At 40.5% G+C, this 17,910-nt stretch carries 15 protein-coding genes; 5 read left to right on the top strand and 10 right to left on the bottom strand.

Translation table 11 applies throughout. From position 1 onward, the window contains the following. Positions 1-13: 13 nt before the first annotated feature. The 3 genes from H6G41_RS01955 to H6G41_RS01945 are packed head-to-tail and all read right to left on the bottom strand — an operon-like array spanning position 14 to position 3,265. Positions 14-1,339 (bottom strand): CmpA/NrtA family ABC transporter substrate-binding protein, encoded by a 1,326-nt coding sequence (locus H6G41_RS01955; RefSeq protein WP_190743111.1) that lies wholly within the window; start codon positions 1,337-1,339, stop codon positions 14-16. Between the two features lie 48 nt (positions 1,340-1,387). Then, on the bottom strand, positions 1,388-1,705 hold the full coding sequence (locus H6G41_RS01950; protein WP_190743109.1) for a hypothetical protein: 318 nt from the start codon (positions 1,703-1,705) through the stop codon (positions 1,388-1,390). 3 nt (positions 1,706-1,708) lie between these two features. Then, a complete protein-coding gene (locus H6G41_RS01945) occupies positions 1,709-3,265 on the bottom strand; it encodes a ferredoxin--nitrite reductase (protein ID WP_190743107.1) in 1,557 nt (518 codons plus the stop codon). Positions 3,266-3,664: 399 nt separating this feature from the next. Between H6G41_RS01945 and H6G41_RS01940 the strand changes: the two genes are divergently transcribed. The 4 genes from H6G41_RS01940 (at position 3,665) to H6G41_RS01925 (ending at position 7,887) form a co-directional block, all read left to right on the top strand. After that, positions 3,665-4,096, top strand: coding sequence for a ubiquinol-cytochrome c reductase iron-sulfur subunit (locus H6G41_RS01940; protein ID WP_190743324.1), 432 nt, complete (start codon positions 3,665-3,667; stop codon positions 4,094-4,096). A 224-nt stretch (positions 4,097-4,320) separates the two neighbouring features. Continuing rightward, the gene (locus H6G41_RS01935) at positions 4,321-5,619 is read left to right on the top strand and encodes a HEAT repeat domain-containing protein (protein WP_308795750.1); all 1,299 of its coding nucleotides are present in this window, start codon (positions 4,321-4,323) and stop codon (positions 5,617-5,619) included. A gap of 137 nt (positions 5,620-5,756) precedes the next feature. Beyond that, positions 5,757-6,704 carry a LysR family transcriptional regulator gene (locus H6G41_RS01930; protein WP_190743105.1) on the top strand — a complete coding sequence of 316 codons (948 nt, stop codon included), beginning with the start codon at positions 5,757-5,759 and terminating at the stop codon, positions 6,702-6,704. A 109-nt stretch (positions 6,705-6,813) separates the two neighbouring features. Then, positions 6,814-7,887 carry an anthranilate phosphoribosyltransferase family protein gene (locus H6G41_RS01925; protein WP_190743104.1) on the top strand — a complete coding sequence of 358 codons (1,074 nt, stop codon included), beginning with the start codon at positions 6,814-6,816 and terminating at the stop codon, positions 7,885-7,887. A gap of 102 nt (positions 7,888-7,989) precedes the next feature. Here H6G41_RS01925 and H6G41_RS01920 read toward each other — a convergent pair whose 3' ends face one another. From H6G41_RS01920 to H6G41_RS01895, 6 genes are all read right to left on the bottom strand, one after another. After that, positions 7,990-8,886 carry an MBL fold metallo-hydrolase gene (locus tag H6G41_RS01920; RefSeq protein ID WP_190743102.1) on the bottom strand — a complete coding sequence of 299 codons (897 nt, stop codon included), beginning with the start codon at positions 8,884-8,886 and terminating at the stop codon, positions 7,990-7,992. Positions 8,887-9,048: 162 nt separating this feature from the next. Next, the gene (gene panD / locus H6G41_RS01915) at positions 9,049-9,471 is read right to left on the bottom strand and encodes an aspartate 1-decarboxylase (RefSeq protein ID WP_190743099.1); all 423 of its coding nucleotides are present in this window, start codon (positions 9,469-9,471) and stop codon (positions 9,049-9,051) included. Positions 9,472-9,848: 377 nt separating this feature from the next. Then, a complete protein-coding gene (locus tag H6G41_RS01910; RefSeq protein WP_190743097.1) occupies positions 9,849-10,361 on the bottom strand; it encodes an inorganic diphosphatase in 513 nt (170 codons plus the stop codon). A 451-nt stretch (positions 10,362-10,812) separates the two neighbouring features. After that, positions 10,813-10,998, bottom strand: a complete 186-nt coding sequence (locus H6G41_RS01905) for a hypothetical protein (RefSeq protein ID WP_190743095.1) — start codon at positions 10,996-10,998, stop codon at positions 10,813-10,815. A gap of 862 nt (positions 10,999-11,860) precedes the next feature. Next, positions 11,861-12,832, bottom strand: a complete 972-nt coding sequence (locus H6G41_RS01900; RefSeq protein WP_190743093.1) for a DUF362 domain-containing protein — start codon at positions 12,830-12,832, stop codon at positions 11,861-11,863. Positions 12,833-12,905: 73 nt separating this feature from the next. Further along, the gene (locus H6G41_RS01895; protein WP_190743091.1) at positions 12,906-14,342 is read right to left on the bottom strand and encodes an aspartate ammonia-lyase; all 1,437 of its coding nucleotides are present in this window, start codon (positions 14,340-14,342) and stop codon (positions 12,906-12,908) included. A gap of 420 nt (positions 14,343-14,762) precedes the next feature. Between H6G41_RS01895 and H6G41_RS35975 the strand changes: the two genes are divergently transcribed. Next, the gene (locus H6G41_RS35975; protein ID WP_306790385.1) at positions 14,763-14,897 is read left to right on the top strand and encodes a hypothetical protein; all 135 of its coding nucleotides are present in this window, start codon (positions 14,763-14,765) and stop codon (positions 14,895-14,897) included. A 178-nt stretch (positions 14,898-15,075) separates the two neighbouring features. Here H6G41_RS35975 and H6G41_RS01885 read toward each other — a convergent pair whose 3' ends face one another. Further along, complete coding sequence (locus H6G41_RS01885) at positions 15,076-17,832, bottom strand: tetratricopeptide repeat protein (RefSeq protein WP_190743089.1); 2,757 nt, start codon at positions 17,830-17,832, stop codon at positions 15,076-15,078. Between the last annotated feature and the right edge of the window lie 78 nt (positions 17,833-17,910).

Below are 17,910 nucleotides of genomic sequence, written 5' to 3'. Positions count from 1 at the left end.
ATCGCAGTTATAATTAAACTTTCTTAATCTTCAAACTATTGAGATATTCTTCTGGTTTCTCTGGGTCAAATTTCACACCATCAAAGAAAGTCTCAACTCCCCGCGAACTACTAGTAGGAATTTCCGCAGCAGGTACATTAATTGCTTGGGCGGCTTTTTTCCATAAGTCTTCTCTATTTACTTGATCGACAATTTCTTTAACTTTGGTATCTTTTGGCAAATATCCCCAGCGAATATCTTCTGTTAAAAACCAAGTATCGTGACTCTTATAAGGATAAGAAGCATTATCAGCCCAGAATTTCATGCTATTGGCGAAATTTTTCTCTGTGCGTCCATCACCGTAGTCAATATTACCTTTAGACCTTTCTAAAATATCTGCTGCGGCAACATTAAAGTATTTGCGATCGGCGCAGATTTTGCACATTTCTTCTTTATTTTCTGCTTTATCGCACCATTGTTGAGCTTCTAAAACTGCCATTAATAATGCTTGTGCGGCGTTAGGATTTTTATCAACCCAATCTTTACGCATAGCGAAGGCTTTTTCTGGGTGATCTTTCCACAATTCGCCTGTAACTAAAGCTGTATAACCTAACTTTTGGCTTACCAATTGAGCATTCCAAGGTTCGCCTACACAAAAAGCATCAACTGTACCAACTTTCATATTTGCTACCATTTGTGGTGGTGGTACAGGTTCTAAAACCACATCTTGATCGGGATTAATCCCGCCAGCCGCTAACCAATAGCGCATCCATAAATCATGGGTACCACCAGGAAAAGTGATCGCCATTTTCATGGATTTTTTATCAGCTTTGGCTTTGTCCGCAGCCTCTTTTAAAGCTTTACTTTCTAAGCCGACTTTAAAATCTTTCAGTTTATTGGCAACAGAGATAGCTTGACCGTTAGTATTTAACCGCGCTAAGAGATACATGGGCACTTTATCGTTAATTGTCATCAGGTAAGGCATGGGGCTGAGAATGTGCGCCCCATCGATACCATCGCCAGATGAGCCAATTTTCAGGTTATCGCGGGTGACAGGCCAAGATTTTTGCTTGATCACCTCGACATCAGTCATGCCGTATTTAGCAAAGAAGCCCTTTTCTTTAGCAATAATCAGAGGCGCGGCGTCTGTCAGGGGGATAAATCCTAACTTGGCTTTGGTTGTTTCAACTTTAGGTGCGTTAGCTGCTGTAGAGACATTAGCTGCTGGAGCCGCCGAAGGTGCTTGTTCTCCTGTTGTGCTTGAATTGGAATTACCAGAAGAGCAAGCATTAGCCAAAATAGAAGTTGCTGCTGCTGCGGTGGAAGTGAAAATAAATTGTCTACGTGAGAGATTCGTCATTTGTTAGTTGTCAGTTGTTAGTTATCAGTTGTTAGTTGTCATGGGGCATTAGGCATTGAGTGTTTTCCCAATTCCCCTTCCTTCATTTGTTATTTCGGCGTACTCATTTGTTACTTCTGAGTATCCATTTGTTACTTCTGAGTATTCATTTGTTACTTCTGAGTATTCATTTGTTACTTCGGAATATCCATTTGTTACTTCGGAGTATCCATTTGTTACTTCGGAATATCCATTTGTTACTTCTGAGTATCCATTTGTTATTTCGGCGTACTCATTTGTTACTTCTGAGTATCCATTTGTTACTTCTGAGTATCCATTTGTTACTTTGGAATACTCATTTGCTATTTCGGAGTACTCATGCGCCATGCCCTAATACGTAACTAAGGCTTCTTGCTTGCGTTTTGCCCCAAAGTGCTCGATCAGTAAATCTTGTAGAACTGGCTGCAAATCTTCGCAGGGTATACCTTTGGTCACGCATGTTCCCAAATGGGCATCTTTGCCGACTTTACCGCCCATATAAATGTCAACTCCTTCCAAGGTTTTGCCATTTTTGCGGGTTTTAGTTCCCATTAAACCGATGTCGGCTACTTGTGGTTGTCCGCAGGAGTTAGGACAGCCAGTCCAGTGAATGCGGACGGGACGAGTGAGAATTAACTCGGATTCCAAGGCTTGAATGGTGGCTAAGGCGCGGTTTTTGGTTTCTATCAAGGCAAAGTTGCAAAATTGTGCGCCTGTGCAAGAAACTAGCGATCGCGTTAATAACCCTGGATTAATGGCAAATCTTTCTAGTAGTGGTTCAGTTAAAAATGTTGCTAACCGCGAATCGGGAATGTTGGGAATAATCACGTTCTGTTCTACTGTCAACCTGATTTCCCCATTGCCGTAAACTGAGGCTAACCGGGCAATTTCAAACATATCTCCAGCGTAAAACCGCCCGACAGGAATATGTAAACCTACGTAATTTAACCCTGCTTGCTTTTGTTTATATATACCAACATGATCGCGCTTTTCCCAGTCGATTTCATCTTTTGGTGCTGCGGATAAAAATGATTTACCTAAACGGTGTTCGACTTCCACGCGGAATTTATCTAAACCCCACTCGTCAATTAACCACATCAGCCGCGCTTTTTGGCGATTAGCACGTAAGCCATTGTCACGAAATACTTCTACAATTGCTCTACAGACTGCAACTACATCTGCTGGTGCAACCCAAGCATTTAAGGGAATCGCTGCTTCACAACGCTTGGCTGAGAAAAAACCACCTACAAGGATATTAAAGCCGAATATACCTTCTTTAAACGCCGGAACAAATGCTAAATCGTTAATTTCGGCATGGACGGAGTTATCTCGACCACCTGTAATGGCAATATTAAACTTACGGGGAAGATTGGTAAACTCTGGATTACCTTGACCTTTGTTGGTCAGCATATCCTGAATTTGTTGCACCAATTCCCGCGTATCAAATAACTCATCCGCATCTAACCCCGCCACCGGATCGCCTGTGATGTTGCGGATGTTATCCATCCCTGATTGCACGCTGGTTAAACCAACGGCTTGCATTTTATTGAAGATTTCGGGCAAATCTTCAATTCTAATACCCCGTAATTGGATATTCTGGCGCGTGGTAATGTCAGCACTACCATCATCACCGTAACGCTGCAATACTTCCGCTAACACCCGCATTTGATCGCTGCTGAGAATACCGTTGGGTATCCGCATCCGCATCATAAATTTACCAGGGGTGACTGGGCGAAAAAACACGCCCACCCACTTGAGGCGATGATCGCGATCTGTTTCATCCATTGCTTCCCAGCCAAGGTTAGCAAATTTCTCTATCTCACCTTTAACGGTAAGTCCATCTTTTTCAGCCTTGAATTTCTCGAACTTATTGAGGCTGGCTGTAGTGCTAGTTGCTGTGTCTGTCATGAGCTGACTCTCATTGCAAGTTTTGAATCCCGGACAACCAAAGCGAGTTTTTGCCCATCATGAATCAACCCGTAGTTTGACCATTCCTCTGTCTACTAGGGCAAAAGCAGTGATAATCTATATTTAGGTATTTGGTGCGGAAATGATTGCTTCAGGAAAAACGTTTCCGTGTCTTCATTGGGTAGTTGTGTAAGGAATGTTCTGGTACTGAAAGTGTAACGATTTACATACTATTAAGGTTAAGGGTGGATTTTCGCTAAAATCGTATAAATCGCTACGAAAATTTAGAGTAATTGCCAAAAATGTAATCATCCGATGCATTTTCTGCATATGATAATCGCTGATGGAAAGCGATCGCTATTCCGCCAAACTTCAAAATTCTTAAAAGTAACATCAGTCATGAAACGTCGTGATTTCATTAATTGGGTAGGTTTAGGTTTACTAGCGAGTTCTTTACCTGTAGCAATCGCCGCCTGTTCTGAGCAAACAGCCACACCAGAAGCAAAATCAGCAGGGGAAGGTGGTTGGCAAAAAGTAGGGACTTCAGCAGAGTTAGATAAAACCGGTCAGTTGCTAGTCGATAACTCTCCTGTTGGCGCTGTATTGGTAATTGGGAAATCTCAAGCAGCCAATCTGATTGCTGTTAACCCCAACTGCACTCATAAAGGTTGTCCAGTTAAATGGAATGAAGCAGGGAAAAAATTTACCTGTCCTTGTCATGACTCAGAATTTGCCACAGATGGTAAAGTGCTAAAAGGCCCGGCTGATAAACCACTAAAAACTTACGCCGCTAAAATCGAGGGCGATACAGTTGTCGTCAAGTCAAGCTAAATATTTAGGTGGTCAATCAAAAAACTAGCACCAGAAAATCTTTCTTCCCAATCAACAGTTAACAGGAGCCAGTGCGTTGGGCGGGTTTCCTGACTTGTTTACCGCAGGCGTTCCCGCAGGGTAGCAACTGGCGTTCAAAAATTAACAATATGCAGGGTATTTCGTAGTCAAGACTTTAGTCCTTGATGACGATTTGATGTTACGTATAGAGGTTTTGAAGAGTTGTGAATAACATCAACCAGCTTTTGATGCAGGCGCAGTTAGCACATGACGCAGCTGATTGGTCATCGCTGATTCAATATTTACAACAGTTGACTCAAAATGCTGACTCGAAAAATCCAGAAATATGGCAAAAACGAGAGCATATGCTGGAACTAGCCATAGAAGTTTTAGAAAACGGAGATTTTCAGCAACGCTGGGAAATTACCAAAGTTTTTACCAAGTTGGGAAATATTGCGATCGCACCATTAATTGCCATCTTAGAAGATGAAGATGCAGAAGAAGAAGTACGCTGGTATGCAGCACGAATTTTAGGCGAGTTTCAGCAACCGGATACCATTGCTTCTTTGGTGCAATTGCTGAAAACCAGCGATAATCAAGAACTCAAGTTAATGGCCGCCACTGCTTTAGGACAAATGGATACTTTAGCAATTGCGGAACTTACTGAATTATTGGCAGAGGAAAATACCAGACTGTTAGCAGTGCGATCGCTTGCTTACATCCGTCGTCAAGAAACCATTGCACCTCTGTTAACTGTGGTGGAAGATCCCCAACCTACAGTCAGGTTAGCAGCTATTGAAGCTCTCAGCAGCTTTCACGATGAACGCATCCCACCAATACTATTAAAAGCTTTAGATGATTTCGCTACTCCCGTGAGACTCGCCGCCGTGCAAGCTTTAGCTTCTCGTGCTGACTTATGTCAAACATTAGATTTGGTGACGCAACTGCAAGGGAAACTTTTCGATCTAAACGAAGAAGTTGCTTGTGCAGCAGCTATAGCCTTATCACGGATGGGTAGTGAAAAAGCTGCTGATTGCTTATTTTCAGTGCTGCTATCACCCTACTCATCGCTGAAGCTGCAATTAGAAATTATTCGCGCCTTAAGTTGGTTAGAAACTGCTACAGGGTTAAAGTATCTGCAACAAGCATTTGCACAATTGAAATTAGAAAGATTATGGCAAGAAATTGTCACAGTTTTGGGTAGAGTCCAAAAACCAGATTTAACACCAATAGCCACAGAAATTTTGCTAGAAATCCTGCAATCCCAGCATCCAGCCACAGAACTTGCCAATATTAAAAGTGCGAGCGCTCTAGCTTTAGGACAGTTAGGTAATATTCAGGCAATTGAACCCTTAATTTTACTTTTAGCCGATCCTGAACCATCAGTGAGACTTCATGCGATCGCGGCTTTGAAAAATCTTGCACCAGAAAGCGCCCATCAACAATTACAGCAGTTGGCAAATGATACTGCTATCAAACCCGATTTACAAACAGGAGTAGCGATCGCCTTAGCTGAATGGTAAGTCAGTCCTGGTATGAGTTGAAAAAAATTTAAATTAAAATATTGCAAAGCTAACCACTTGTAACAAACTGTACCAAATTGAGGTAGAAAAACCGTTAAGTTAATGGAAGCCATAAATGTAATTCAGGCTACAAAAAAATGCGACTAGAGCAGTTGCAAGCTTTTTTAGCGATCGCGGACACCGGCAGCTTTCAACAAGCAGCACGCAAATGTGGGGTAACCCAATCGACCATCAGCCGCCAAATCCAGGCTTTAGAAGCAGATTTGGGCATAGAACTGTTTCATCGCACTACTCACGCCAAGTTAACGCTGGGAGGTGAACGATTACTGCCTCGCGTGCGCAAAATTTGTCAAGAATGGCAAGTTGCTACCGAGGAATTAACAGATTTAATTGCTGGGAAGCAGCCAGAATTGTGCATTGCAGCGATTCACTCTTTGTGCGCCTCCTATTTACCACCAGTGTTGCAGCAATTTTGCCGCGATTATCCAGATGTGCAATTGCGCGTCACCTCCTTAGGTAGCGATCGCGCTTTAAAAGTCCTCAAAGACGGCTTGGTAGATTTAGCAATTGTGATGAACAATCGCTTTTTAACTACAGGCCGGGAAATGGTAGTAGAAGTACTCTATGAAGAACCGATAGAAGTTCTGACCTCAGCGAAACATCCATTAGCCCAATATGAATGTATTCCTTGGTCGGAATTAATTCGTTATCCCCAAGTAGTCTTTAAAGATGGTTATGGAATGCAACGCTTAATCCAAGATCGGTTTGAGCGACTAGAAGCTACACTGCAAGCGGCTTTAGAGGTCAATACCCTAGATGCTTTCCGGGGAGTAGTGCGTCAAGGCGAACTCATAGCTTTGCTACCCCATTCCGCATTAATGGAAGCCCAACTTGACCCGACGTTAGCAGTCCGCCCGTTAGCTAGTAATAATAATGGTACTGTGCCCGACACTTCTAGCTTGACTCGTCGGGTAGTTATGGTGACAACTGGCGATCGCTTGCAAATTCCCCCAATCAAACACTTTTGGCAACTAGTACGGGAAAATATCCCACCACAAATTAATCAACAGCGCTCGGCTTCTTAAAGCAAAGATAAGTCAAAAGTCCCAAATCAAGAGTCCGAAGTCTCAGTACTATTGACTAATGACCGTTGACCATTGACCATTGACTATTGACCATTGACTGTTGACTCCTATGAGCAATCTATTTAGGCAATTTCTACAGAAGGTTGGTAGCGGAAATCATACAGGAGAGAATTTAACTCGGACTGAAGCTGCAACAGCTACTAAGATGATATTGCTAGGTGAAGCGACCCCAGCCCAAATTGGGGCGTTTCTCATTGCTCACCGCATCAAACGTCCCACACCAGAAGAGTTAGCGGGAATGCTAGATGCTTACAATGAACTAGGGCCAAAACTTCAACCCATCGCCACTAAGAAACCAGTCATCGTTTTTGGTATCCCTTATGATGGCAGAACCCGCACCGCGCCAATTAGCCCAATTACAGCTTTATTATTAGCTGCTGTAGGTCAACCAGTGGTTATGCATGGAGGCGATCGCTTACCGACAAAATACGGTCTACCCTTAGCAGAAATTTGGCAAGCTTTAGGAGTCAATTGGACAAGCTTGTCACTAGAAAAAACCCAGCAGGTATTCGCGCAAACAGGAATTGGCTTTGTTTATACGCCTCAGCATTTTCTCTTAATTAACAGTCTTTGGGAATACCGCGACCAACTAGGGAAACGTCCACCCTTCGCCACAATGGAGCTAATATGGTGTCCTTACGCTGGGGATGTGCATATGATTCCCGGATTTGTCCATCCACCTACAGAAACCCTATTTCAGTTAACTTTGAGGTTGCATAATATCAAAAAATATACATTAGTCAAGGGATTGGAAGGTAGCTGCGACTTACCACGCGATCGCACAGCGATTATTGGATTATCATCCCCATCAGGAGAAATAGAAAGATTACATCTTGCACCCCGCGATTACGATGTAACAGCGAAGAACGTCCCACTGGCTAATACAGAAGAACTGCTTACTCAAATGCAAGCAGTTTTAGCTGGTACAGCCACAGAATTAATGGAAACAGCCTTGTGGAATGGTGGATTTTATTTATGGCAAAGTGGTATTTGTCCAGATATGCGATCGGGTATAGCCACAGCTAGAGAATTATTCATCACTGGTGCGGTAGCAGATAAACTCAAACAACTCAGTCAATTGTCCAGTGTCAGTTGTCAGTTGTCAGTTATCAATGGGCAATAGTCAATAGTCAATAGTCAATAGTCAGTTGTCAGTTGTTTTTCTGATTGCCTCATATTCCCATGCCCAATGCCCAATGCCCAATGCCCAATGCCCAATAATGCCCTAAACAGATAAAACCATACCTTCACGGGCTAATAATGCTTTGGAAAATACAGACTTAACCTCAGATTGGACACCATCGAGGAAATCATCGTCATCATCTGGATGATAATGAGAGATGACTAAGCTTTTTACTGCTGCATGATGAGCTAAATCAACAGCAGTTTGCCATTGCAAATCTGCTAGATCGTGGTTGTGAGCTGTTGGCGGATTGTAAGTACCGTTAGCAATTAATAAATCTACCCCTGTAATTAACTCTAAAATCCGTTCTTGCTCTACCTCATCAGGATTCTTTGGTAAATCTGTAATGTAAGCAACGCTTAAATTCTGCCAGGTGATGCGATAGCCAAGCGATCGCTGATGTTGATTGATCAATTCTGTATGAATTGTCACATCCTCTATGGTGAATTTACTACCTGAAGTGAGATTGTGGAAATGCAATTGTGATTGCATCACCTGTAAAGGATAGGGAAAGTGCGGCTGAAGCATTTGGTCATACAGACATTGCTTAATCGAGGCACTGTTTGAGGCTGCTGTACCGTAGATGTGGAAGCTATTTTTGGCGATAAATGCGGGAGCAAAAAAAGGAAAGCCTTGAATGCGATTTAATTGGGAGTTAGTAAAAAATAAATGCGCTGCGATTGGCTGTTGCAATTGCTGCCAAGTTTTACCCAGTAATCTTAAACCAGTACCCCCATCAAAAATCAATTCTTTTCCGGCTACGCGCATTTCTACACAAGCAGTATTTCCACCGTAGCGATTGGTGTTACTTCCTGGAGTAGCAATCAAACCTCTTACACCCCAGAATTGCACTGAAAATTCTGTGGCTGGATTACTGAGGGGGGTAGTTTCCTTCTCAGCTAAGTAGCTTTGGGAACCTGACAGTTCAAAATTTGACATTTTCCTCGCATTTTAGACCTTACAAAGAAAGGCAGAGGGCAGAAAGTCTTATGTATTAATTACTACTTTAGTTCTGGATTGAGAACAACAGTTTAAAAAAACAATTGTATCGCAATGCCCAGAGCGAGATACAAAGCTTCTACAATAGTCTAAGTCCCACGTTTAAACGTGAGTTCCTTCTGCCATTTGCCTTGTTAATTCTGCCTTCTGAATGAGCAGGTCATCGTAGTGCCGTACTTCCACCAATTGGTTTTTTTCGTCTACAATGACAACCGTAGGCGAGTAATTTTGTAACTCTTCCGGAGTAAACTGCCCGTAGGCCATTATAATCAGGCGATCGCCTATTATGCCTAGACGTGCGGCAGCCCCATTTAGCTCAATGACACCTGATTCAGCAGGAGCAGGTATGGCATAAGTGATAAAACGCTCGCCATTAGCCTTATTAACTACCTGTACCTGTTCATAGGGTAATATACCTGATTTTTGCAAGAGAATGTTATCTATACTAATACTTCCCACATAGTTAACATTTGCCCCTGTCAGGGTACAGTTATGAATTTTTGCCGAAAGGAGAGTTCGCTGCATTTGATTTGGGTTTATGTAGCAATTTTTGCGTTCTGCAAATAGCAAAAGTTGTTTTTATTAGTGACTGCTTGAATTTACTGACGCTAAAGAGTCATTAGTCATTGGTCATTCTTAACTAAGTTCTGATTGGAGGTTTCATCCGCTCAGAATTTGCGCTTGGTCATTGGTCATTGGTGATTAGTTATTCATTGGTTTGTTCTCTGCGTCTGCTTGTCTTTTATCGATGATAATGAATAACTTTTAGCTGGTTGATGTCTAAGCTATTCAGGATTACTCGTTATACCAAATTAGCAATGGGTAATGAATCAATCGTCAACAATGCAAAAGTTAATTTCTGAATTACTGACAACTGAAATATTACCCATTACTTTAACCGATTAGCCTTGAGCCGCTTTGATTGACTTTTCTACTAATGCTGTTACTTGCTCAACATCTTGCCAACCGAGAATTTCAGTTACCTTCTTTTCCAGATTTTTATAAGTGCGGAAAAATTCAGCAATTTCATCCAAACGGTGTGATGGTAAGTCTTTTAATGATTTTATTTGAGCGTAGCGTGGGTCTTTGTCAGGAACGCAAAGGATTTTTTCATCGCGATCGCCGCCATCAATCATTTCCAACAAACCAATTGGTCGTGCAGCAATTATACAGCCAGGAAAGGTTGGTTCATCGATAATGACCATACCGTCTAGAGGATCGCCGTCATCAGCTAAAGTATTGGGTACAAAGCCATAGTCATAAGGATATTGTACCGAAGAATACAGGACTCGGTCTAGGGCAAAAGCCTGAAGATCTTTATCGTATTCGTATTTATTTTTGCTCCCACCGGGAATTTCAATGAGAACATTGATTAGACCAGGTTTTGGTTGGGGTGGTATCAGCGATAAGTCCACAAAAAGGCTCCTCTCATAACAGATAGATTTTGGGTGCAATTAGTTAGGCTCCCCGTGTAGAATTTTATGGCCAAGATGGACATATCTTAAAGATTTCTTTCGATTGGCGCTCAACAGTCAACAGTCAATAGTCCATAGTTGAGTGTTGATCATTTAGAATTCTTAACCAATGACCAGTGACAAAAAAGCGGCGATCGCTAAATCATCGCCGCTTTTCTGGTTTATTTGTCCCAATTAGCTGTTATTAATGGGATTTTTAGATTTTTGACAATCTGGAGTTTCATCAGTGTTAGCTGGATAGCTAGCCACAATCTTAAAAAGCATCCGAGTTATGCTTAACACCATCAAAAGAGGGTTGATTTCATTCTCTGTGGTGCTGAGTACGTGCTGATGTTTAAGTATTCATGACTCTGCAATGCTTGTTTAGTGAATATTTTTTTGTTGATATTGTTTAATCGTCCATTCGCGGCAAGCTATAAGTCAGAGAGGGCTGATTATAGGGTAAATTTGTGGAAGAATAGTGGGCAATGACAAAAACTGGTACTGTCAAAGTTAAAAGAGCGATCGCAGTTCCCACAATGTCTGCCAACCTATGGGAATATGTATCGGTATTGGCAGACTGGCTATTTGAATTCATACAAAAAAATTGAAATTCACCAAATCACTTTATGTTTTACTCTCTTGAAGAGAGTGTTGCTACTATTTTAACTAGTTTTTCGCTACATTCCCTGAATTAATACAGAATCTTAACCACTTTTCTAACTGTCATAAATTCTGTTTGTTACCTAAAAAAGTTAACACATAGTTCACTACAAACATTTTGAAAATTTAGGTGCTTATTTTTATTAAAAAATACTGTCTTTACGGGGGTATAGTTGGTTTGTTCATATTTTGTAATATGGCATTATAGATTACATTTTTTGATTAATGATCCTAAGAAATTCAGGATTTATTGCCTCAGTATAACATCTTCAAATTCCTTGTCTAAGGTAGTTATAAGGATAACTGCTTAATTTGTGCTACTTCACACTAGTACCGCAGAAATACTGATTATGCCTAGATTTTCCTCACTATTCAATAGTGATTACACTTAAATAATTTTTTGCGTTCTCACTCACTGCTAAGGTCGATTTTTTATCCATAAATTTCCACCGAAAAAATACAGATAAATCTATCTTGCTATGAGGTATTAATTCAGTTATTGCACCCATAAAAGTTAAGAATTCAGATTATTGATAATAAAGAATAATTTGGTGATTTTGTAAATCTGTATATAGGTAGATTTCTCAAATAATCAGCCTAATATCATCACTAGTAGATAAAACAATTATTGAAAGGAGGTTCAGCATCAAAAAGACCTTATATAAAAATTTTATAACAAACTTATCAATGAAAAAACCGCCACAAAATGAGGGCGGTCTAGTTAAGCAATCGGAGGGTAGATATAGATTACTCTTGAAAAAGTGATGATTTTTGTAGTCAAGATTGCAATTATTAAACTAACGTCTACCGTAGGCTGTCATTGGTTCTTTAATAAACCGAATATATAGATGTCTAAAGGTGGATTTAATCACGCGGGGCATGGCAAAATCGATGGGGATTAACTTATCTGGTAATTTCCAGTTGTCTACTTTGAGTAAATCGGGTTCTAGGTGAGGAAAATCAATCTCAGCCAATTCGGGACATAAGCCTAATCTTTGGGAAGCGGCGACGGTAGGAACTTGAGAGGGTGGTACACTGAGAATTTCCACCATTGCCCGATCTAGGGCAAAAACATTGGTGGCTGCTGCTAAAATTCCCAAGGGATGAGGTTCTCCATTACTAGGGCCATTGCCATCATGACCGATGATGCCATCTAAAATGGTTAAGTTGGGGTTAATAGCCTTAGCAGTTTCTACCAGCATTTCGCCAAAGCGGTTAGCGTCTTTACCAGCTTCCATGTGCCACCAAGCCTTCATTTTGCCGGGAACGCAGCCAAAGAGGTTTTTTACGCCTAAAGTCAATGTTAATTGGGCATGGGATTTAACTTTGGGTAAATTAATTACCACATCCGCCGCCATTGCTTCTTTGGATAACAATAGGTGATTGAAACCTTCGCTAACAGTTTCGTAACGCTGTCCGTGAAACTCGACAATTGGTAGGTTAAGTTCTTCTAAAATCGGTTCATAGCCATTAGCGATCGCTACACCCTTAGCACTACCAAAAGCGGGACTATCCCCTAAAAACGGCTTTCCACCTACTTCTATGACCATCTGGGCAACTGCATAAACCAGTTCGGGGCGCGTGGTACACTCTTTACCAGGACGCGCTCCAGTGAGGAGATTCGGCTTCAGCAAAACGCGATCGCCTTTTTTCACAAAAGCCGCCATTCCCCCAAAAGGTTCCAGCAGCGTTGCTAACGATTCACGTAGAGACTCGCGTTCGTAAGAAGTAGCACGAATTAAACTGACCGATGGTTTTTGGGTCTGCATGGATAATAAATTCAGATTAGTAAAGATAACAGAAAGAAGAATTTCTTCTTTCTTGTATCTTCCTATTATCTTTCTAATCTACTTTGTCTGCTTCTGGTGTGAGGGGTAAGATACCACTCATCTGTTCCAGATTTAACACGGTGGCTAATTCCGCCTCACTCATCAATCCTTTTTCCAAAACAATCTGTCTTAAGGATTTACCAGTTTCTAAAGATTCCTTGGCTACAGCTGCTGCATTGAGATAACCAATGTGGGGATTAAGGGCGGTAACTAAAGCTAAACTACCTTCAGCATAGGCCAAACAGCGTTCTTGATTAGCGGTAATTCCTTTAATGCAACGTTCCGTGAGGGCGGCGATGGTATTACCTAAAATTTCGATACTCTGAATTAAATTGTAGGCAATCAGGGGCATCATCACATTTAATTCTAATTGTCCGGCTTGGGCGGCCAGTGCGATCGCGTTGTCGTAACCCATAACTTGAAAACATACCATCGATGTCATCTCTGCCATCACCGGATTATATTTTCCTGGCATAATTGAGGAACCGGGTTGTACTGGCGGTAGTTGAATTTCCTTAAAGCCAGTTTTTGGCCCCGAATCCATCAACCGTAAATCGTGGGAAATTTTGACTAAATCTTGAGCTAAATTGCGTACAGCACCGGAAACATTTACAAATGGTGCCATACTTTGCATCGCCGCCATTAAATGCGGCGCAGGTTCCAAAGGTGTATTTAGCAATTCCGCGAGAACTTCCACCACCCGCGCCCGATAATGGGGATGAGTATTCATCCCTGTACCCGCAGCACTTCCACCCAAACCCAACACCATTAAATCGCCAGAAGCAGTGTAAATCCGATTTTGATGTTCTGCAAGGATGTAAGCCCAAGCGCGGAAATTTTCACCTAAGCGCACAGGTACAGCATCTTGCAAATGAGTTCTACCTGATTTGACGATATCTTGAAATTCTACCGCTTTGGCTTCAAGAGAGGCGATCGCCTTATCTAAAGCTGGGTGTAATGTATGCGTCAGCGCCAATAAGCCACCGATGCGGATTGCTGTAGGAATCACATCATTGGTAGACTGTCCATAATTCACATGGTCATTGGGGCTGACTCTTTTATAATTGCCCTTTTCATCCCCCAAAATTTCCAAAGCCCGATTCGCCAGCACTTCATTCACATTCATGTGGTGAGAAGTACCCGCACCAGCTTGGTAGACATCCACCACAAATTGATCGCGCAACTTTCCTGCAAGTATCTCCTCCGATGCTTGCACAATAGCCTGACTAATATCTTGGGGAATGCAACCCAGTTCGCCGTTAACAATTGCTGTAGCTTTTTTAATTAATAAACCAGCATCTACGTAAGTAGATAACGGCTTAAGTCCGCTAATCGGGAAGTTTTCGATAGCCCGTAGGGTTTGGATACCGTAATAAACATTACTTGCGATTTGGCGATCGCCCATCGAATCGCGTTCGATACGAAATTGTGAGTCTGCTTGTTGAGTCATAGTGCCGATAATGTAGACAATCTCAGAACAAAGATCATCCCATGCTTAGGCGAAGATGTGGATAAATTCAGATATATAGGAATCCGATTTAATTAGTGCCAATAATTAATAATTATTACAAAGTATGTGCCTAGCCTGAAAATAGGCATTGGGCATTGGGCAAAAGTCGAAGTTCAAATAGAATTCTTAATTTTGAATTTTGAATTGCTTGTCCTCCTTGTCTCCCTCGTCTCCCTCGTCTCCTGACTCAATCACGCTTTGGCTTACAATAGATTAGTAAATGTTATTTCAAAACAGCAAATAAATTTATGCAAAAAATATTTAACTATACTCAAGAACGCAAAAACCGAATTTCATCAATTGTAGATCATTTATTTAAAGGGTAGTAGCTTTTACATGGTGAGATTAAAAAAATCAGAAATGATTGAACAGTTAGTCAGCCTTTTTGGTAAGTTTTCTCCGGAAGAATTTAGAGCCATCCCTGATTATGAATTAACCAGGAGAATTGATAAGCTTTTAGTCCTAGAAGCTGTTTCAGGAACACTTAATAATTAAATTTTTAATGGGTAAATATTAATGGCTAAAGTAGTTGTATTTAATATCAACGATGGAATTTTAAGTAGGGGTTTTCTGTGATATTGGAAATTAATGAAGAGTATAAATAGTCCTCCTGCTAATAGCCTCCTTTCTCTCTGCCTCTGTGGTGACACAGAGATGATACTGTATCCATAATTTAAAGACCATTGCCAATTAAAATAAATGGTGCCCAATAATAGGGATGCTTAAAATTAGCGCTGATATTTGGCGTTGAATTAATTTGCTTTTTTACCCTATCTAAAAATTGAAAATCACCTGTAATTAAAGCTAATTGCGCTTGTCTAATCGCCTGAGATTTAGTAATATTAGTATTTTGTAACGCTGCATAAAATTCATTCATTAAAGCCTGAGTACCGCCATCATCAACAACCCATAATGATGCAACGGTAGTTTTTGCGCCTGCTAGTTGCATGAGATAGCCAAAACCGAGAATTTCTTCACCGTTACCCAACCGATCGCCAACTCCAGTTTCGCAAGCACTTAGCACTATTAAGTCTACATTCGAGAGATTCCAATCTTCCACATCTAGGAGTGTCACTCTTTCGCCATTACCAAATAAAATAAATGACTCCTCTGGTTTACCTGCGGTAAATGTTGCGTGGGTTGCCAAATGTACTATATTGTAATTATTGAATTTAGCCACAAAAGTAGCTGGAGAAAATTCTTTATCTAAAATTTTAGTAGTATTTTTTATAATTTGCGATAGAATCTCCACTTCTTTGCCTGCATAAGTCAAGCCATCAAAATTAAAACTTTGAGAACCAACTTGAAAACTATAATTTCCTTGGCTAAATGCTCCCGCTAAGGCACGTAAATTAGTTTGACGTTGAGTTTTTAAATCATCAATACTAGCGGCTGTGATATTATAAATTCCAAAGCGTTCGATTAACCATTTTTGACCGTCATATAACGCTGCTAAAGGAATATAGCGTAACTGTGCATCCGGTGCATAAATAATTGTTTTTGCTTGTGCTTGCTTTAAATCTGATTCTATCGGTTTAATCAGCCAATCATAAAGTTGACTAGCTGATTTTTTAGGGTTGCTAGTACGCTGAGTTAGTGCTTGGCGAAATTCTGCGATTTTTTGATTTAAGACTTGTTTATTAACTGCTGAAGTTCGGCGTACTGGTGGGGTATAATGGGAAACTAAAACTATCTCAATTCTGTCATCTAAAACTAGGGGATATAGTAAAACAGTATCTTTTGGTAGATTGCTGCGTAATTTATTTAAATGAGAAAGACGAAGATTTTGTTCTTGTGCAGTTTCATTTAATTGACGAACTAAGGATTTAACATCTGTACTGTTAATAAATGTATTAAATTGTTTACGAGTTTGCTGTTGTAGTTGTTCAAGTTCAGCAATTCGCTGTTGTTGGTTAGTTGTGCATTCTGGTTGACAAGTTTGTCTTAAAGCTACAAGTTGTTTACCTAACTCTATTTCTTTACCTTGAATCGACTGTAGCTGAGATACAATTTTTTGCTCTTGAGAAAGTAAATCAATACTTGCAGAGTTATTGTTATTTCCTCTTGACTGATTTAAATATTCATTTGCTTCTTGTATTTTGAGTAAATCTAGTATTTGTTGTGCTTCTACTGGACGATTTTGTCTCAACAGTAAATCAGCTAAACGGCGATATTTACTAGCTACATTTTCAGTATATGATTTTTGTAGATTACCTGGTAAAACTCGTAAGGAACGGCGAATATCTTCAGTAACATTTACTGACTGTTTATAGAATGCGATCGCTAACTCTGATTGTTGCTGTCTTTCTAACAAAGTCCCTAAATTACTCAGCGTAATACTTTCTCCTGGTTTATCGCCAATTTCCCGTTGAATTGCTAGAGCTTGTTGATAAATATCCAAAGCTTTCGCATAATCGTTTTGATGGCGATATATTAATCCCATATTGCCAAGAATACTCGCTTCAGTCGCCCGCGAACCACCTTCTCTAGTAATATTTAAAGCTTGTTGATAGAACTCTACAGCATTGGTATATTTCCCCATGCTGTGATGTACGCTGCCAATATTATTCAGCGTAATACCTATTAACTGGCGATTGCGAATTTGTTGAAAAATCGTTAAAGCTTGCTGATAATAATCTAAAGCTTGGGAATATTGACCAGCATAATCATAAACTACACCGATGTTACCCAAAGTATCGCCTTCGAGGAAGCGATCGCCAATTCTTTTAGCAATAGTTAATGCTTGTTGATATAACTCTAAGGCTTTGGTATAATCACCCAAATGTCGGTGAACTACACCAATTTTATTCAGGCTTTCAGCTTCTTCAATTTGGTCGTTAGTTTTTCTGGCAATAGCTAATGCTTGCTGATGATAATCTAAAGCTTGAGCATAATTCCCTACGCTTCTGTAAGCAGCGCCAATACCATTGAGAGTATCACTTTCTCCAGTCCGAGAGCCAACATCTTTAGCAATATTCAAGGCTTGCTGGTAATATTCTAAAGCTTTGGGATAATGTCCCATTTTTTCATAGACTTCGGCAATTTTGTAGAGGATATCAACTTCTCCAGCTTTCGCACCAATTTGTCTGCGAATTGCTAACGCTTGTTGATAGGCTTCTAAAGCCTGGGAATACTGCCCAGTTTTGCTATAAACTTTACCAATGCTGTAAAGAGAAAAAGTCTCACCCATTCTATCTTTAATAGCTTGGCGAATTGCCAACGCTTGTTTAAATAACTCTATTGCTTCTAAAAATTTTCCTTGACGTAATAATTTGTTAGCCTCTTGGGAGAGGGTGTTTGCCTGTAATTTAGAATTAGGAGATGTCTGCGCCAGTAAAATAGATTTGCCTATAATAATTTTTGGTTGGGGAAAAAATAGTGATAATAAAATTGCCACAATTGCCGAACAATATTTAAACTTGAGATACATAAATTTTGATATTTTTTACCAAGTCATATATATCACAACTACAGAGTAATCTAAGAATTTTGCAATATATCTAAGTTG

It is taken from the genome of Tolypothrix sp. FACHB-123 (assembly GCF_014697075.1).
In the GTDB taxonomy this organism is placed as follows: domain Bacteria; phylum Cyanobacteriota; class Cyanobacteriia; order Cyanobacteriales; family Nostocaceae; genus Aulosira.
Note: the sequence above shows the minus strand (reverse complement) of the source record. Positions and strands in the feature narration are given on the sequence as shown.

Coding starts and splice junctions, on each gene's coding strand:
- H6G41_RS01945 (WP_190743107.1), bottom strand. CDS start 3,265: ATGACAGACACAGCAACTAGCACTACAGCCAGCCTCAATAAGTTCGAG.
- H6G41_RS01955 (WP_190743111.1), bottom strand. CDS start 1,339: ATGACGAATCTCTCACGTAGACAATTTATTTTCACTTCCACCGCAGCA.
- H6G41_RS01900 (WP_190743093.1), bottom strand. CDS start 12,832: ATGCAGACCCAAAAACCATCGGTCAGTTTAATTCGTGCTACTTCTTAC.
- H6G41_RS35975 (WP_306790385.1), top strand. CDS start 14,763: ATGATTGAACAGTTAGTCAGCCTTTTTGGTAAGTTTTCTCCGGAAGAA.
- H6G41_RS01895 (WP_190743091.1), bottom strand. CDS start 14,342: ATGACTCAACAAGCAGACTCACAATTTCGTATCGAACGCGATTCGATG.
- H6G41_RS01940 (WP_190743324.1), top strand. CDS start 3,665: ATGAAACGTCGTGATTTCATTAATTGGGTAGGTTTAGGTTTACTAGCG.
- H6G41_RS01920 (WP_190743102.1), bottom strand. CDS start 8,886: ATGTCAAATTTTGAACTGTCAGGTTCCCAAAGCTACTTAGCTGAGAAG.
- H6G41_RS01950 (WP_190743109.1), bottom strand. CDS start 1,705: ATGGCGCATGAGTACTCCGAAATAGCAAATGAGTATTCCAAAGTAACA.
- H6G41_RS01925 (WP_190743104.1), top strand. CDS start 6,814: ATGAGCAATCTATTTAGGCAATTTCTACAGAAGGTTGGTAGCGGAAAT.
- H6G41_RS01905 (WP_190743095.1), bottom strand. CDS start 10,998: ATGAATTCAAATAGCCAGTCTGCCAATACCGATACATATTCCCATAGG.
- H6G41_RS01885 (WP_190743089.1), bottom strand. CDS start 17,832: ATGTATCTCAAGTTTAAATATTGTTCGGCAATTGTGGCAATTTTATTA.
- H6G41_RS01930 (WP_190743105.1), top strand. CDS start 5,757: ATGCGACTAGAGCAGTTGCAAGCTTTTTTAGCGATCGCGGACACCGGC.
- panD (WP_190743099.1), bottom strand. CDS start 9,471: ATGCAGCGAACTCTCCTTTCGGCAAAAATTCATAACTGTACCCTGACA.